At 63.9% G+C, this 14,084-nt stretch carries 15 protein-coding genes; 8 read left to right on the top strand and 7 right to left on the bottom strand.

Features of this window, described 5'->3' with window-relative positions; translation table 11 throughout:
- Nucleotides 1–153: 153 nt before the first annotated feature.
- Nucleotides 154–735, bottom strand: coding sequence for a TIGR01841 family phasin PhaP1 (phaP1, locus tag CupriaWKF_RS09370; protein ID WP_276097635.1), 582 nt, complete (start codon nucleotides 733–735; stop codon nucleotides 154–156).
- A 354-nt stretch (nucleotides 736–1,089) separates the two neighbouring features.
- Between phaP1 and CupriaWKF_RS09365 the strand changes: the two genes are divergently transcribed.
- From CupriaWKF_RS09365 to pbpG, 5 genes are all read left to right on the top strand, one after another.
- Nucleotides 1,090–2,025 (top strand): histone deacetylase, encoded by a 936-nt coding sequence (locus CupriaWKF_RS09365; RefSeq protein ID WP_276097634.1) that lies wholly within the window; start codon nucleotides 1,090–1,092, stop codon nucleotides 2,023–2,025.
- Entirely contained in the window at nucleotides 2,022–2,933 is a 912-nt protein-coding gene (locus tag CupriaWKF_RS09360) for a DMT family transporter (protein WP_276097633.1), read from the top strand. Before CupriaWKF_RS09365 ends, CupriaWKF_RS09360 begins: the two co-directional genes overlap by 4 nt.
- Nucleotides 2,934–2,975: 42 nt before the next feature.
- Complete coding sequence (locus CupriaWKF_RS09355; protein WP_276097632.1) at nucleotides 2,976–3,434, top strand: thioesterase family protein; 459 nt, start codon at nucleotides 2,976–2,978, stop codon at nucleotides 3,432–3,434.
- 39 nt (nucleotides 3,435–3,473) lie between these two features.
- The gene (locus CupriaWKF_RS09350) at nucleotides 3,474–4,187 is read left to right on the top strand and encodes a nitroreductase (RefSeq protein WP_276100740.1); all 714 of its coding nucleotides are present in this window, start codon (nucleotides 3,474–3,476) and stop codon (nucleotides 4,185–4,187) included.
- A gap of 257 nt (nucleotides 4,188–4,444) precedes the next feature.
- Nucleotides 4,445–5,632 carry a D-alanyl-D-alanine endopeptidase gene (gene pbpG, locus CupriaWKF_RS09345; protein WP_276097631.1) on the top strand — a complete coding sequence of 396 codons (1,188 nt, stop codon included), beginning with the start codon at nucleotides 4,445–4,447 and terminating at the stop codon, nucleotides 5,630–5,632.
- Nucleotides 5,633–5,713: 81 nt separating this feature from the next.
- Here the strand turns inward: pbpG and CupriaWKF_RS09340 are convergent, their stop codons facing one another.
- The 3 genes from CupriaWKF_RS09340 to CupriaWKF_RS09330 form a co-directional block, all read right to left on the bottom strand.
- Entirely contained in the window at nucleotides 5,714–7,126 is a 1,413-nt protein-coding gene (locus CupriaWKF_RS09340; protein ID WP_276097630.1) for an FAD-binding oxidoreductase, read from the bottom strand.
- Nucleotides 7,127–7,139: 13 nt separating this feature from the next.
- The gene (locus CupriaWKF_RS09335; protein WP_276097629.1) at nucleotides 7,140–7,865 is read right to left on the bottom strand and encodes an FCD domain-containing protein; all 726 of its coding nucleotides are present in this window, start codon (nucleotides 7,863–7,865) and stop codon (nucleotides 7,140–7,142) included.
- Nucleotides 7,866–7,988: 123 nt separating this feature from the next.
- A complete protein-coding gene (locus CupriaWKF_RS09330; protein ID WP_276097628.1) occupies nucleotides 7,989–8,777 on the bottom strand; it encodes an IclR family transcriptional regulator in 789 nt (262 codons plus the stop codon).
- A 228-nt stretch (nucleotides 8,778–9,005) separates the two neighbouring features.
- Here CupriaWKF_RS09330 and CupriaWKF_RS09325 point away from each other — a divergent pair, with 228 nt between their 5' ends.
- From CupriaWKF_RS09325 to CupriaWKF_RS09315, 3 genes are read left to right on the top strand one after another with little or no spacing between them, the layout of a single operon-like run.
- A complete protein-coding gene (locus tag CupriaWKF_RS09325) occupies nucleotides 9,006–9,731 on the top strand; it encodes a (Fe-S)-binding protein (protein ID WP_276097627.1) in 726 nt (241 codons plus the stop codon).
- A 17-nt stretch (nucleotides 9,732–9,748) separates the two neighbouring features.
- Entirely contained in the window at nucleotides 9,749–11,161 is a 1,413-nt protein-coding gene (locus CupriaWKF_RS09320) for a LutB/LldF family L-lactate oxidation iron-sulfur protein (RefSeq protein ID WP_276097626.1), read from the top strand.
- On the top strand, nucleotides 11,158–11,427 hold the full coding sequence (locus CupriaWKF_RS09315) for a hypothetical protein (protein WP_276097625.1): 270 nt from the start codon (nucleotides 11,158–11,160) through the stop codon (nucleotides 11,425–11,427). The genes CupriaWKF_RS09320 and CupriaWKF_RS09315 overlap by 4 nt, the downstream gene beginning before the upstream one ends.
- A 185-nt stretch (nucleotides 11,428–11,612) precedes the next feature.
- Here the strand turns inward: CupriaWKF_RS09315 and CupriaWKF_RS09310 are convergent, their stop codons facing one another.
- The 3 genes from CupriaWKF_RS09310 to CupriaWKF_RS09300 form a co-directional block, all read right to left on the bottom strand.
- On the bottom strand, nucleotides 11,613–11,801 hold the full coding sequence (locus CupriaWKF_RS09310; RefSeq protein ID WP_276097624.1) for a hypothetical protein: 189 nt from the start codon (nucleotides 11,799–11,801) through the stop codon (nucleotides 11,613–11,615).
- A 561-nt stretch (nucleotides 11,802–12,362) separates the two neighbouring features.
- Nucleotides 12,363–13,157: an ABC transporter ATP-binding protein gene (locus CupriaWKF_RS09305; RefSeq protein ID WP_276097623.1), complete on the bottom strand. Its 795-nt coding sequence runs from the start codon at nucleotides 13,155–13,157 to the stop codon at nucleotides 12,363–12,365.
- A 1-nt stretch (nucleotide 13,158) separates the two neighbouring features.
- Complete coding sequence (locus CupriaWKF_RS09300) at nucleotides 13,159–14,055, bottom strand: ABC transporter permease (protein WP_276097622.1); 897 nt, start codon at nucleotides 14,053–14,055, stop codon at nucleotides 13,159–13,161.
- Between the last annotated feature and the right edge of the window lie 29 nt (nucleotides 14,056–14,084).

The following is a 14,084-nucleotide window of genomic DNA, read 5'->3' as shown; positions in this document are numbered from 1 at the left end:
GCGGTACCGAGGAGACACTGGTACGCGATGCGGCAAATCTGCGTTGTGTGTTGCCGCCATCATCGTTGGCAAAGCGCGCCGTGCGGCGGTGCGCTTTGCCAACGGACCGGCGCAGAGCCGGTCGTTGGTACTACCTTTCAGACGTGCTTGCTATCAGGCAGCGGTCGTCTTCTTGGCGGCGGCGGCGCTGCGGGCCGTGGCGCTGGCCTGCTGGGCAGCCTTGCTGGCGGCGCTGGCGGCAGCCTGGAAGTTGCTTTCGGCGATTTCAACAGCCTGCTTGGTGGCCTTCTGGACCGACTCGTAGGCGTTGTTGGCAGCCGAGATGGCCGACTTCACGATAGCCACGGTCGATTCCGAACCGGCCGGTGCGTTCTTGGCGAAGTTGTCGACCAGGGCCTGCACCTTCTTCGAGCCTTCAGCCAGCTGGGCTTCGGCGACCTTGGTGAATTCGCTCTGGGTTTCCGAAGCGATTTCGTACAGGTGGCGGGTGTAGGCCAGGGTCTTTTCAGCGACCGGCTGCACCAGCGAAGCCTGGATGGCCAGCAGTTCCTGGGCATCCTTGGCGGACAGTGCCTTCTTGGCGTTGTCGACGTTTTCGGCGAAGGTGGTCTTGACGACCTGCAGGTTCAGTTCGACGAGCTTCTCGACGCCTTCAAAAGCCTTGGTGGTCAGGCCAAACAGCGTTTCCAGGTTGGCTTTTTGCGCTGCTGCGACTTGTTCCGGGGTGAGGATCATTGCTGGTCTCCAGTGGTGAACTTCAAGGTCAAGCAAATTAAGCCGCCTAGATGTCAGGACCGTGACGGAAAACCGTTCCGTGTCGGCTGGCCCAGGCGTAGGGATTAAGGTCAGGGCGCTTGTGCTGTCGCTTTGGTGCGCCGCAACAATTGCAATTCTAGGGAAAGCCAGGCCTGTGTCAAGAAGTTTTTGTGCGTCGCACAAAATGAGTGTGCAGTCATCTGGAAATGTGCAGAAATCGCCATGACCCAGGCCCCGGCACATGGGTTTCCAGCAGTGCTACCATCGCAAGCTGCCGACGCTTGACTAAGCAAGGGTCGCGCCGACAACAAGAACGAACTTCTCGCTCCACACATGCTTGCCTACTACGCTGACCACTTCGTGCTGCCGCTGCCGCCGGACCATCGCTTCCCGATGCGCAAGTACAGCATGCTGCGTGAAGCCGTGGCCGGCGTACCGGGCCTGGAGTTTCGCGAAGCGCCACGTGCGGGGGACGACGCGCTGCTTCTCGCCCATACGGCCGCGTACGTGGCCGATGCATCCGCCGGCACGCTTGACGCGGCGCGCCAGCGCGAGATCGGGTTCCCCTGGTCAGCGGCGATGGTCGAGCGCTCGCGCCGCTCCGCCGGGGCGACCATCGAAGCCTGCCGCGCGGCAATGGGCGAGGGCATTGCCGTGAACCTCGCGGGGGGCACCCATCATGCCTATGCCGACAAAGGCGGCGGTTTCTGCGTCTTCAATGACGCCGCCATTGCCGCGCGCGTATTGCAGCGCGACGGCCGGGTGCGGCATGTGGCGGTGATCGATCTCGACGTGCACCAGGGAAATGGCACGGCTTCCATCCTGCAGGCGGATCCGACCGTCTTCACCCTGTCGCTGCATGGGGAGAAAAACTATCCGTTTCGCAAGGAGGCGAGCGACCTCGACGTCGGGCTGCCGGATGGCTGCGGCGACGATGCCTATGCCGCAGCACTGCAGGCGGCGCTGGACAAGCTTTTCGATCGCTTTGCTCCGGACCTGCTGATCTACCTGGCCGGTGCGGACCCGCATGAGGGCGACCGTCTCGGGCGTCTGAAGCTGTCCATGGCAGGCCTGGCCCGGCGCGATGCCATGGTGTTCGAGGCGGCGCTGTCCCGTCGGCTTCCGGTCGCAGTGGCCATGGCCGGCGGCTACGGCAACCGGATTGAAGATACGGTCGCGGTGCATGCGCAGACTGTCGGCCTGGCTGCCCGCTATCACGCGCGCTACGCACTGGATGGCGCCGCGGCGGCGCGCGTGGTGGCGTCATGAGCATGGCGGCGGGAGAGATGGGGGCAAGCGCGCGGCGGGCGCTCTGGACGGCCAGCATGCCCTGGCTCTTTGTGCTGATCTGGAGCACCGGATTTATTGTTGCCAGGTATGGCATGCCGCATGCCGAGCCGATGACGTTCCTGTTCCTGCGCTTCGTTGGCGTGCTGGCGCTCATGGTGCCCTTCGTGTGGCTGGCCCGCGTGCCGTTGCCGCAACGGGACGGGCGTACCGACCGGCGCATGGTCGGCCATATCGCGATAGCGGGGCTGTTCCTGCAGACGGGTTATCTCGGCGGCGTATGGGCTGCCGTCAAGCTGGGCATGCCAGCCGGCATGTCGGCACTGATCGTCGGGATGCAACCCATCCTGACCGCGCTGATATCCGCGCGCCTGGGTGAGCGCATCAGCATGCGCCAGTGGCTGGGGCTGCTGCTTGGCATAGTGGGAGTCGGGCTCGTGGTGGCGAACAAGCTCAGCACCAGCGGACTGTCCACGGCCAGCGTGCTGCTCGCGGGTGGAGCGTTGCTCAGCATCACCTTCGGCACGCTGTACCAGAAGCGCTTCTGCGCGGTGTTCGATCTGCGCATGGGCTCGGTGATCCAGTTCGCGGCATCGGCGCTGGCTTGCGTGCCGTTCATGTTCCTGTTCGAGACCCGCCACGTGGACTGGAATGCCGAGATGGCCGGCGCGCTCGCCTGGTCTGTGGTCGCGCTGTCGATCGGAGCCATCTCGCTGCTGTTCCTGCTGATCCGGCAGGGCGCCGCCACGCGCGTCTCCAGCCTCATGTACCTGACACCGCCCACCACGGCGGTGATGGCATGGCTGCTGTTCGGTGAGCACTTTCCGCCGCTGGCGGCCTCCGGCATGGCCCTGGCAGCGGCGGGCGTCGCCCTGGTCATCCGGCGCTAGCCGTTTCGCGTATTTCCTTCATTCCTGTTCCGCAACGTGCCCATGAAACCGCAAGCCGAGCACCGCAGTGCCTATCCGCACTCCCTGGCCATCACAACGCGTTGGATGGATAACGATGTCTATGGCCACGTGAACAACGTTGTCTACTACAGTTATTTTGATACCGTCGTGAATTCGTACCTGATCCGGCAAGGCGTGCTCGACTTTGAAGCGGGCAGCACGATCGGGCTGGTGATCGAGACGCAGTGCAACTACTTCTCATCACTGAGCTTTCCGGACACGGTCACGGCGGGCTTGCGCGTGGCGCGGCTGGGAACGAGCAGCGTACGCTATGAGGTAGGGCTGTTCAGCGGGGACAGCGAGATCGCGGCGGCACAGGGGCATTTTGTCCACGTCTATGTCGATCGCGTCACGCGTCGCCCGGTGCCCCTGCCCGAGCCGCTGCGCCGCGCGCTGCAGCCCCTGACGGTGCCCGGCGCGCAAGCGCAGGGCGAGGCGTGATTGGAGGTAGGCAAGATGTCGCAGGACACGCAAGCTGGCATGCAAGTGGCCGCCGGGGCTGCTTCGCAGCAGGCGGTTGACTGCGTCGACCGTGCTATCCTCACGCGCCGTTCGGTCCGGGCGTTCCTGGAAACGCCGGTGCCGCGCGAGATGGTGGAAGAGATACTTGCCGTCGCCAGCCGCGCGCCGTCAGGCACCAACACGCAACCATGGCGCGTCTATGTGCTGGCGGGTGACGCCAAGGCCCGGCTGTGCGCCGACCTGCTGACCGCCTATGAAGACCCCGAGCGCGACAGCAAGTACCTGGAAGAGTATCCGTACTACCCGCGCTCATGGGTGAACCCCTACCTGGATCGGCGCCGCAAGGTGGGCTGGGATCTCTACGGCCTGCTTGAGATCAGCCGCGAGGACAAGGCGCGCATGCATGAACAGCATGCGCGCAATTTCCGCTTCTTCGACGCACCGGTCGGCATGATCTTCACGATCGACCGGATTATGGAACTCGGTAGCTGGCTCGACTACGGCATGTTTCTGCAGAGCATCATGGTTGCCGCCAGGGCGCGCGGACTCGACACCTGCCCGCAGGCCGCGTTCACGCAGTTTCACAAGATCATTGGCGATCACCTGCGTCTGCCCGGCGAGGAGATGGTGGTGTGCGGGATGTCGCTTGGCTATGCGGATCCGGAGGCGATTGAAAACCGACTTAGCACGGAACGTGAACCAGTTAGTGGGTTTGCGCGTTTCCTCTCATAGTTAGAGGTGTATCAATGTGTAACGATACGCGCCGATATACGAAGGAAGATTGCCGCTTGCGGCACTGCCTCGGCAGTGTAGTGGCTTGTGGGGCGTCTGCGATGACGCAAGTGACGAAGGATCAACAATTCGATCAATCATTCCGCCATGTGGAAATGATTGCAAATCGAACTTTAACTTGCGTCCGTAAGTCTTTAATCTTGCTAACAAATTCTTAATTTCCTAAACTAGCGCCATCCTGATGCGCTGAATGAATCATGTTTCGGTCTGATTCCATTTTTTCCAGAATTTTCGGCTTTACGCCCATGAGTGCCATGGCCGTTGCCGTGCTGGCATCTGCCTCGATGCTGGCCGCCCCCGTGGTTGAAGCGGCTACCAAGTCGACATCTGCCGAGAAGCCTGCCAAAAAGCATGCAAAATCGTCCAAAACCAGTGCAAGTGGTAAGAGCACGACGGCCGAAGCCTCTTCGCGCAAGGTGATCGTGCTGAAGAACGGCAAACGCCAGGTCGTGGCCTCGCATCGGGCCGCGCCGGTGCGTGCCGTTTACACGCCGGCCAAGCCGTCTCTGGGTGAAGCCATGGGGTTGCGCGATACCGAAGACGCGCTTGCCCTGCGCTCGAGCGTCGCGCTCGTGATGGACCAAAACACGAATGAGGTCCTGTTCCAGAAGAATCCGACCGCGGTGCTGCCGATCGCGTCGATCACCAAGCTGATGACCGCGCTGGTGGTGATGGATGCTCGCTTGCCGATGGACGAGCCGCTGACCATCACGGAAGAAGACAGGGACACCGAGAAGCACAGCAGCTCGCGCCTGCGCTTCGGGACGCAGCTCACACGCCAGGAAATGCTGCTGCTGGCGCTGATGTCGTCCGAGAACCGCGCCGCTTCGGCGCTGGGCCGCAACTATCCGGGTGGTCTTCCCGCCTTTGTCCAGGCCATGAACCGCAAGGCCCGTGAACTGGGCATGAACGACAGCCACTTCGTGGACTCGAATGGCCTGTCGAGCAGCAATGTGTCGAGCGCCATGGATCTCGCGCGCATGGTCAATGCGGCCTACCGCAACCCGACCATCCGCGAGTTTTCGACGCAGGCCGAGCACGAAGTCAATGTGATGGGCCGTACGCAGCACTACGTCAGTACCAACCGCCTCGTGCGCGGTGGCAACTGGGATATCGGCCTGCAGAAGACCGGCTTCATTTCCGAGGCTGGCCAATGCCTTGTCATGCAGGCCAAGGTCAACGGCCGCAATGTGGTGATGGTGTTCCTGGATTCCGTAGGCAAGCTGTCGCGCTTTGCTGACGCCACGCGCGTCCGGGACTGGCTGGAGCATACCTCGCCGCCATCGGCACCCCAGCCGCACGCCTTCCCGCCCTCGCCGAACATGACGCAAACGCCTGGCGGGGCACGCGCGATCCTGGCTTCGCAGCCGTCGCGCGGAACCTGAACTTCGCCCGCTCAACAATAAAACGCGCCAATCATGGCGCGTTTTTTTATGGGGCTTTACCTTCTTATGGGCTTTGCCGCGTCAGAGCAGCTTGCCCGGATTCATGATGCCGGCCGGGTCAAAGGCGCGCTTGATCTCGCGCATCAGCCGCAGTTCCAGGGGATCCTTGTACTGCAGGAACGCATGTCGCTTGAGCTGGCCGATGCCATGTTCGGCGCTGATGCTGCCGCCGTAGCGCATGACTTCATCGAGCACGGTACCGGTCACGGTGTCTTCGTGCGCCGCCGCCCAGTCCTTAGGTGCGCCTGCCGGGCGCGACAGGTTGTAGTGCAGGTTGCCATCGCCGAAATGCCCGAAGACGAACGGCCGGATGGCCGGATCCAGCGTGCGCAGGCGCGCTTCCATCGACACCATGAACGCCGGGATCTGTTCGATCGGCAGCGATACGTCGTGCTTCAGGTGCGGCCCGTCCGCACGCTGCGCTTCGGAGATTTCTTCGCGCAGTTTCCACAGCGCCTGCAGTTGTGCCAGCGAGGCGGACACCGCGGCGTCGAGGCACAGGCCGCGCTCGAGCGCCTCGCCGATGACGCGTTCCAGCAGCGCGTTGAGCGCGTCTTCCTCCGCGGTGTCGGCCAGTTCCACCAGCACATAGGCTGGATAGCGCTGGACAAAAGGCTCCTGTACGCCTTCAGCATGCGCGAGGACCAGGTCCACGCATGCGCCGGTGAAGAATTCGAAAGCCTGCAGCCGCGCGCCGCACTGCTCGAACAGCAGTGCGTACAGCTCCAGCGCCTGCTGCGGTGATGCCACTGCGGCCAGCACGACGCTGCGCGTGTCGGTGCGTGGGAACAATCGCAGTGCGGCGGCCGTGATGACGCCAAGCGTGCCTTCCGAACCGATCAGCAACTGCTTGAGGTCGTAGCCAGTGTTGTCCTTGCGCAGCGTGCGCAGCCCATGGAAGACCTCGCCGTTGGGCATGACGGCCTCGACGCCGAGCACCAGTTCGCGCGTCATGCCATAACGCACGACATTGACGCCGCCGGCATTCGTGGCCAGGTTGCCACCGATCTGGCACGAGTCCTCTGCCGCCAGGCTCAGCGGCAGCAGGCGGTTGGCGTCGGCGGCGGCGCGCCGCAGGTTGCCGAGGATGCAGCCGGCTTCCGCCACCATGGTGTTGGCGATCGTGTCGAGCGAGCGGATCGCATGCATGCGGTCCAGGCTCAGGACAACGTTCTGCGCCCCGTTGTCAGGCGTGGCCGCGCCGCACAGGCCAGTGTTGCCACCGCGCGGCACGACCGGTGCCGCGGCCTGCTGGCATAACGCCAGGCAGCGCGAGACCTCGTCGACCGTGCGCGGGCGGACCACCGCCTGGGCCTGGCCGCGGTAGATGCCCCGCCAATCGGACAACCACGGTGCAATGTCGTCGGGCTGCGTGAGCACGGTGTCGGGACCAAGGGCTTCGGTGAGGCGCTGGGGCAGGTTGGCGGCTTGCATGGATGGATCGCTTTCAGCTTTCAGGGCGGGGATGGACTGCGCGGGGGCGCAGGGCCAGGCCCAGGCGCTGCGCCGCATATTGCAGGTGGACGATGGTCGCCTGGCGCGCTGCGTTGGCATCGCCTTCGCGAATCGCTTCGAAGATGGCTTCGTGTTCCTTGTGCACGGCTTCGGGCAGGCGCGCTTGCAGCAGCGTGTTGGCGCGCGCGGTGGCGACAGCCTCGTGGAGCTGCAGGTTCATGTACTGCAGCAATTGCCGGTAATACGGGTTATGCGTGGCACTGGCAATGCCGATATGGAACGCAGCATCGAGGTCGACCGCCGGCTGGGCATCATAGAGATGCGCCTTCAGACGTTGCAGTAGGGCGGAAAGGGTTTCGACGTCGGCGGCGCTACGCCGCGTGGCGGCCAGCGCCGCGGCTGCGCTTTCCAGGTCGATACGCAGGTCATACAGGTCGGCCAGCTCGGTCCGGCCCAGGTCGGGCTCGCGCGGCAGCTGGAAGCCGGCGGAGCCGGTGCGTGAAATCACGGTGCAGCCCACGCCCTGGCGTGTCTCCACGAACCCCTGCGAGCGCAAATGCTCCGTCACTTCACGGATCACGGCGGCGCTGACGCCATACTGATCGGCCAGTTGCCTCCCAGTGGGCAGGCGATTGCCCACGGAATAGATACCGTTCTCGATGTCGGCACGCAACTGTCGGGTGACCTGTTCGGTCAGGGTGATCGCTCGGGTTCGCATGGCGGCCCGATTATAGAGTTTGCAGGTTATCTGAAAACTAAGCGTAAACCCTTGAAGTCGTTGCCCGTGATTGGCCAGCCCGGCGGCGGAGCCTGGATTGCCCCGCCGCCAGTAACAGCCGGATCAGGCGGCTTCGGACTCGACCACGTAGCCCATTCCGCGCGAAATCTGCAGCGCAGTGTCCTTCAGGTTCTGCAACCAGCTGTCCTGCAGGCGGTCGGCGGGCGCCGACAGCGACAGGCCCGCCACCAGGCGGCGCGAATCATCGTAGATGCCGGCGGCGATGCAGCGCACACCCAGTTCCAGCTCTTCGTTGTCGCGCGCGTAACCGTTGGTGCGTACCCAGCTGAGTTCGCGCTCGAGCTTGGGCAGGTCGGTGATCGAGGTGCGCGTATGCCCGGCCAGGCCGGTGCGCGTGGCATAGTTGCGCACGCGCGTGGACTCGTCTGCGGCCAGGAACAGCTTGCCGACCGAAGTCAGGTGCAGCGGCGCACGGCCGCCGATGGCACGCACGACCTGCATGCCGGAACGCTCGCTGTAGGCGCGCTCGATATACACGATCTCGTCGCCCTGGCGCACCGACAGGTTGACCGTCTGCCCGGTCACGCGGTGCAACGCTCGCATCGGCGCCAGTGCCGCGTCGCGAACCGACAGGCGTGCCTTGACCAGGTTCCCAAGTTCCAGCAGGCGCATGCCAAGCCGGTAGCTGCCAGGGTCGGAGCGGTCGACAAAGCGGCACGCGACCATGTCGTTGAGGATGCGGTGGGCCGTGGAAGGGTGCAGTCCGGTAGATATCGACAGCTCTTTCAGGCTGACCGGATCGGCGTGCTGGGCGAGTGCGTCCAGCAGCGTCATCATGCGTTCAATGACCTGGATCGATGTCTTTCCAGGCGACTTGTCTGCGTCTGACATAGGAAAATGTTGCCCTGCGGCAAATTAAGCGTTTGCCTGATTCTATCTCGCATCGTGAAAATTTCAATAGGTGAAATGACATTCCGGTAAGAATCCTCTGGTCGGAGGTCCGAAGAGATGTGACGCGGCCTGGACCGCATTCACAGCATGCCTGAATGGTTTGTGCGCCACCCGGCAGCGCAAAACGCGCATAATTGCGGGGTTTCGGGGTCTGGAGAAAGAAAGCAAATGCGAGTCGGCCTGTTCGCCACCTGCCTGGTGGACCTCATGCGCCCGGAGATCGGTTTCTCCGTGCTGAAGCTGCTGGAAGGCGCCGGCTACGAGGTGATGGTGCCCGAAGCCCAGACCTGCTGCGGCCAGCCGAGCTACAACTCGGGCGAGCGCGCGGTGTCGCGCGACCTGGCGGAGAAATTCCTGCGCGAGTTCGAGATGTTCGACTATGTGGTGGTGCCGTCCGGTAGCTGCGGTGGCATGATCCGTCAGCATTACGCCGACCTGCTGCGCGATGATCCTGAACTTAACGGCCGCTACGAACGCCTGCGCGAACGTGTGTTCGAGCTGACGGATTTTCTCGTCAACGTCGCAAAGATCGAACACCTCGATTCGACATTCGCCGGCCACGTCACCTATCACGATTCGTGCGCGGGCCTGCGCGAGCTGGGCGTCAAGGCGCAGCCGCGTGAACTGCTGGGCAAGCTGCCCGGCGTGCAGCTCACCGAAATGAAGGACTGCGAGGCCTGCTGCGGCTTCGGCGGCACCTTTTCGGTCAAGTACGGCAATATCTCGACGGCCATCGTCGACGAGAAGTGCGCCAACATCAAGGCTAGCGGCGCCGATGCGGTGGTGCTGGGCGACCTGGGCTGCATGCTCAATATCGAAGGCCGCCTGCGCCGCAGCGGCGATACGCAGACCCGCGTGCTGCATATCGCGCAGGTCCTGGCTGGCGACGCCTGAGCAACGGAGACGCGACGATGGAAGTCCACAGCATGGAATTCAAGGCGCGCGCCGGCCAGAAGCTGGCCGACCAGCGCCTGCAGCAGAACCTCAAGAAGCTCTCCACCAAGTTCGTCACGGCGCGCGCGGATGCCATCCGCGACATCGATTTCGACGCCACGCGCGCCGCGCTCAAGGAGCGCCGCAACCGCGCGCTGGAAAACCTGGATGTCTGGCTTGCCACCTTCGAGGAAAACGCCACGCGCCGCGGCGCCACGGTGCTGTTTGCCGAAACCACGGCCGATGCGGCGCGCCTGGTCGCGGAGATCGCGCAGAAGCACGGCGTGAAGAAGGTCATCAAGAGCAAGTCGATGGTGACCGAGGAGATGCGGCTGAACCAGGTGCTCGGCGAGATGGGCGTGCAGAGCATCGAGACCGATCTCGGCGAATACATCCTGCAGATCAATGACTCCGAGCCGCCGTCGCACATCATTGCGCCGGTGGTGCACAAGGACAAGGACGAGATCGCCGACCTGTTCGCGAAGGTCCACCACAAGCCGCGCCTGACCGATATTCCGGAAATGACGCGCGAAGCCCGCGAAGTGCTGCGCCCCGAATTCCTGTCCGCCGACATGGGCGTGACCGGCGGTAACTTCATCATTGCCGAGACCGGTTCGGTGGCGGTGGTCACCAACGAAGGCAATGAAGGCATGTGCACGGTCATGCCGCGCGTACATGTGGCAGTCACCGGCATCGAGAAGGTGCTGCCGACGCTGGAAGACCTGGCGACCGTGATGCGGCTGCTGCCACGTTCGGCAACTGGGCAGGCCATCTCGAACTATTTTTCGCTGCTGACCGGCCCGCGTGCCGAAGGCGAGCGCGATGGTCCCGAGCATATGTACTTCGTGCTCGTCGACGGCGGCCGCAGCGGCCTGATCGGCGGCGAGTTCCAGGAGATGCTGCGCTGCATCCGCTGCGGCGCCTGCATGAACCATTGCCCGGTCTACCAGAAGATCGGCGGCCATGCGTATGGCTGGGTCTATCCGGGGCCGATGGGGAGTGTGCTGACGCCTAGCTATGTCGGCCTGGCCAACGCGGTGGACCTGCCGCAGGCGGCGACGTTGTGCGGCGAATGCAATCGCGTCTGCCCGGCATCGATCCCCCTCTCGGACCTGCTGCGCAAGCTGCGCGAAAAGCAGCTGGAGCGCGGCCTGCGCCCCTGGCAGGAGCGCTTCGCGCTGCAAGCGTGGGGCTTCGTGGCCCGGCGCCCGGCACTCTATGCGCTGGCCAGCCGGCTCGGCGCGCGCCTGCTGGCGCGCATGGGCGGCAGCAACCGGCTGATCGCCAGCCTGCCCATGGCGGGCAAGGGCTGGACCCAGACGCGGGACATGCCCGCACCGTCGGGACGCACGTTCCGCGAGCTTTACAAGGAAAGGAGGGCACGCACATGAGCGCCGCCAATACGGAGACGCTGGCGCGCATGCGCTCGGCACTGGACCAGCACACCGGTGGCACGCTGCCGGCGGCCGGACTCGTGAAAGCGTGGCGCGAAGCAGCGCCCGCGCTGACGCTGCCGCCGGTCTTTGGCCAGGCGATGGAAGAACTGCTGCGCCGACTGGAGATGTCGGCGGTATTCGCGCAGGACAGTTGCTCGTTTTCGAGCACGGCCGTGACGGACCAGCTCAGGCGCTGGCTGGACAAGGCCGCTACGGTCTGACGAAAAGAAAAAAGGGAGCCAAGGCCTAGCCGTTAACAAAAAGCATTGAAAACGTAGAAAAGTCGCCCTAGAGCCCTTGTCCGGCCTAGGTTCGCTCTTCCAAGGCTGCCGACGAATTCGTCGGCAGCTTGCTTTGGCGCCTCCCTCGCAAATCAGTTCGCCGGAGGAAGGTCGTCATGGCGGTTTCAATAGCAAACAATCGACTTGCCAGTGGACGAAAGCTCGCAGCTACCAGTGGCGAGGTCTTGCAGATTTTTGAAGGCCTGACCATAAGTCATGCCGCCTCGAACGGCGGCCATTGCTTCATGGTCCATTTCTTCATCGAGCGGCAGATCTTTGATTGCCAGGGTAGAAGGGGGCAGGGTGGTGGTCATGGCAGTACTCCATCAATAGCTAAGGTAAGGGTGCCTCGTCGGCGATTTATGAACTTTTGGGTTCATGCACCCATTACCGCAATAGCTGTGCCAGTGAAGGAACATGCCTTTCTTTCCCATGAAAATACCGTGTTCCTCACTTTGCTAGCATCGCTACCCCTATAGCCTGTTCGGCCGCGGCCAACGCGCATGCAGGATAGAGTTCGCTGCCAGCCAACACTCAGAAGAGTGTGCCAAACGCCAGGGATCCATGTGGCATTGAGTGCAGGACGACCGGCGCCGGGGATGACATCAGACGTTCACGGCGGAATCCGACTTGACCAAGCCTGCCTCAACTACACCTGGCGGAGCGACCCGGGGCGCGAAGCCCTGGCAATGCACCATAGCCCGCCAAAGTGGCGCTCGACTAGAAGGACATCGTCTACCTCTCGTATGCTCGGGGCACGACGTCCCCCAAAACAAACGGGGCCGGTCACTAAGACTGGCCCCATTCGAGCTTTCAACACTTTTTGTTAACGGCTAGAGCCAAGGCTCCCTTTTTTCATGCCTGCCGCAGGCGGATCAGCCCAGCAGCAGCGCGTCGTCGTCCAGCTGCTCGTGCCGCGTCTGCTCGAACATGCGCAGCAGGTCGGGTACATCGAGCCCCTTGCGCTTGTCACCGGACACGTCCAGCACGACCTGGCCCTGGTGCAGCATCACCGTGCGCTGGCCGTAGTCCAGTGCCTGGCGCATGCTGTGCGTGACCATCATCGTCGTCAGCTTGCTTTCCTCGACGATGCGCGCGGTCAGTTCCAGCACGAACGCGGCGGTCTTCGGATCCAGTGCGGCGGTGTGCTCGTCGAGCAGCAGGATGCGCGACGGCTGCAGCGAGGCCATCAGCAGGCTCACCGCCTGGCGCTGGCCGCCCGAGAGCAGGCCGATGCGGTCGGTCAGGCGGTTTTCCAGGCCCAGGTTCAGCAGGCGCAGCTTCTCGCGGAACAGCTCGCGCGAGGTGCGGTTCAGCGCCGGGCGGAAGCCGCGCTTGGCGCCGCGGGCCATCGCCAGCGCCATGTTCTCTTCGATCGTCAGCGCCTCGCAGGTGCCGGCCATCGGGTCCTGGAATACGCGTGCCACGAGGGGCGCGCGATCCCATGCGGGCTGGCGCGTCACGTCGGTGTCGTCGATGGTGATGCGGCCGGAATCGACCATCTGGTCGCCGCTGATCGCATTCAGGAAGGTCGACTTGCCGGCGCCGTTGGAGCCGATCACGGCCACGAACTGGCCGCTCGGGATTTCCAGGCTCAGGCCGCGCAGCGCGCGGGTCTCGATCGGCGTGCCCGGGTTGAAGGTGAGCTTCAGGTCTTGTGCGCGCAGCATCTCAGGCACCTCCGTTCTTGCGGGCAAACAGCTTCTTGCGGGTGGCGGGCAGCACCAGGGCGATCGTCACCAGCGCGGCGGTGACCAGGTTCAGGTCCTGCGCCTTGAGGCCGATGAAGTCGCTGTTCAGCGCCAGCGCAATGAAGAAGCGATACAGGATGGCGCCCAGCACCACGGCAAGCGTGGCCCATACCAGGCGGCGTGCCGGCAGGATGGTTTCGCCGATGATCACCGCGGCCAGGCCGATCACGATGGTGCCGATGCCCATCGAGATATCGGAGCCGCCCTGGGTCTGCGCGAACAGCGCGCCGGCCAGTGCGACCAGTCCGTTGGACAGCGCCATGCCGGCCAGCGTGGCGCGGCCGGTGGCGATGCCCTGCGCGCGCGCCATGCGCGGATTGGCGCCGGTGGCACGCATGGCCAGGCCGAGCTGCGACGAGAAGAACCAGTCCAGGCCGACCTTGGCGACCACCACCACGATGAACAGCACCAGCGGGCGCAGCACGTAGTCCGGCAGCCATTCGGGCTGCAGGATGGTGAAGAGCGTCGGTTCGGTGATCAGCGGCACATTGGGGCGGCCCATGATGCGCAGGTTGACCGAGTACAGTGCGATCATCATCAGGATACTGGCGAGCAGGTCCATGATCTTGAGCCGCACGTTCAGCCAGCCGGTGATGAAGCCGGCCACGGCGCCGGCCACGATGGCGATGGCAGTGGCGACAAACGGGTCCTGCCCGGCCGAGATCAGCGTCGCGGCCACGGCGCCGCCCAGCGGGAAGCTGCCGTCAACGGTCAGGTCGGGAAAATTGAGGATGCGGAAGGAAATCAGCACCCCGAGGGCAACCAGGCTGAAGATCAGGCCGATCTCCAGGGCACCCAGAAGGGAAAAAAGGGACATGGTGAATCCTGTTGACGGCTGGCGCGGCC

The sequence above is a fragment of the Cupriavidus sp. WKF15 genome, from assembly GCF_029278605.1.
Classification (GTDB): Bacteria; Pseudomonadota; Gammaproteobacteria; order Burkholderiales; family Burkholderiaceae; genus Cupriavidus.
This window is presented reverse-complemented; position numbering and strand designations above follow the sequence as displayed.

Excerpts from the sequence above, each read along its gene's own strand:
- phaP1 (WP_276097635.1), bottom strand. The coding sequence starts at position 735 with ATGATCCTCACCCCGGAACAAGTCGCAGCAGCGCAAAAAGCCAACCTG.
- CupriaWKF_RS09365 (WP_276097634.1), top strand. The coding sequence starts at position 1,090 with ATGCTTGCCTACTACGCTGACCACTTCGTGCTGCCGCTGCCGCCGGAC.
- CupriaWKF_RS09360 (WP_276097633.1), top strand. The coding sequence starts at position 2,022 with ATGAGCATGGCGGCGGGAGAGATGGGGGCAAGCGCGCGGCGGGCGCTC.
- CupriaWKF_RS09355 (WP_276097632.1), top strand. The coding sequence starts at position 2,976 with ATGAAACCGCAAGCCGAGCACCGCAGTGCCTATCCGCACTCCCTGGCC.
- CupriaWKF_RS09350 (WP_276100740.1), top strand. The coding sequence starts at position 3,474 with ATGCAAGTGGCCGCCGGGGCTGCTTCGCAGCAGGCGGTTGACTGCGTC.
- pbpG (WP_276097631.1), top strand. The coding sequence starts at position 4,445 with ATGTTTCGGTCTGATTCCATTTTTTCCAGAATTTTCGGCTTTACGCCC.
- CupriaWKF_RS09340 (WP_276097630.1), bottom strand. The coding sequence starts at position 7,126 with ATGCAAGCCGCCAACCTGCCCCAGCGCCTCACCGAAGCCCTTGGTCCC.
- CupriaWKF_RS09335 (WP_276097629.1), bottom strand. The coding sequence starts at position 7,865 with ATGCGAACCCGAGCGATCACCCTGACCGAACAGGTCACCCGACAGTTG.
- CupriaWKF_RS09330 (WP_276097628.1), bottom strand. The coding sequence starts at position 8,777 with ATGTCAGACGCAGACAAGTCGCCTGGAAAGACATCGATCCAGGTCATT.
- CupriaWKF_RS09325 (WP_276097627.1), top strand. The coding sequence starts at position 9,006 with ATGCGAGTCGGCCTGTTCGCCACCTGCCTGGTGGACCTCATGCGCCCG.
- CupriaWKF_RS09320 (WP_276097626.1), top strand. The coding sequence starts at position 9,749 with ATGGAAGTCCACAGCATGGAATTCAAGGCGCGCGCCGGCCAGAAGCTG.
- CupriaWKF_RS09315 (WP_276097625.1), top strand. The coding sequence starts at position 11,158 with ATGAGCGCCGCCAATACGGAGACGCTGGCGCGCATGCGCTCGGCACTG.
- CupriaWKF_RS09310 (WP_276097624.1), bottom strand. The coding sequence starts at position 11,801 with ATGACCACCACCCTGCCCCCTTCTACCCTGGCAATCAAAGATCTGCCG.
- CupriaWKF_RS09305 (WP_276097623.1), bottom strand. The coding sequence starts at position 13,157 with ATGCTGCGCGCACAAGACCTGAAGCTCACCTTCAACCCGGGCACGCCG.
- CupriaWKF_RS09300 (WP_276097622.1), bottom strand. The coding sequence starts at position 14,055 with ATGTCCCTTTTTTCCCTTCTGGGTGCCCTGGAGATCGGCCTGATCTTC.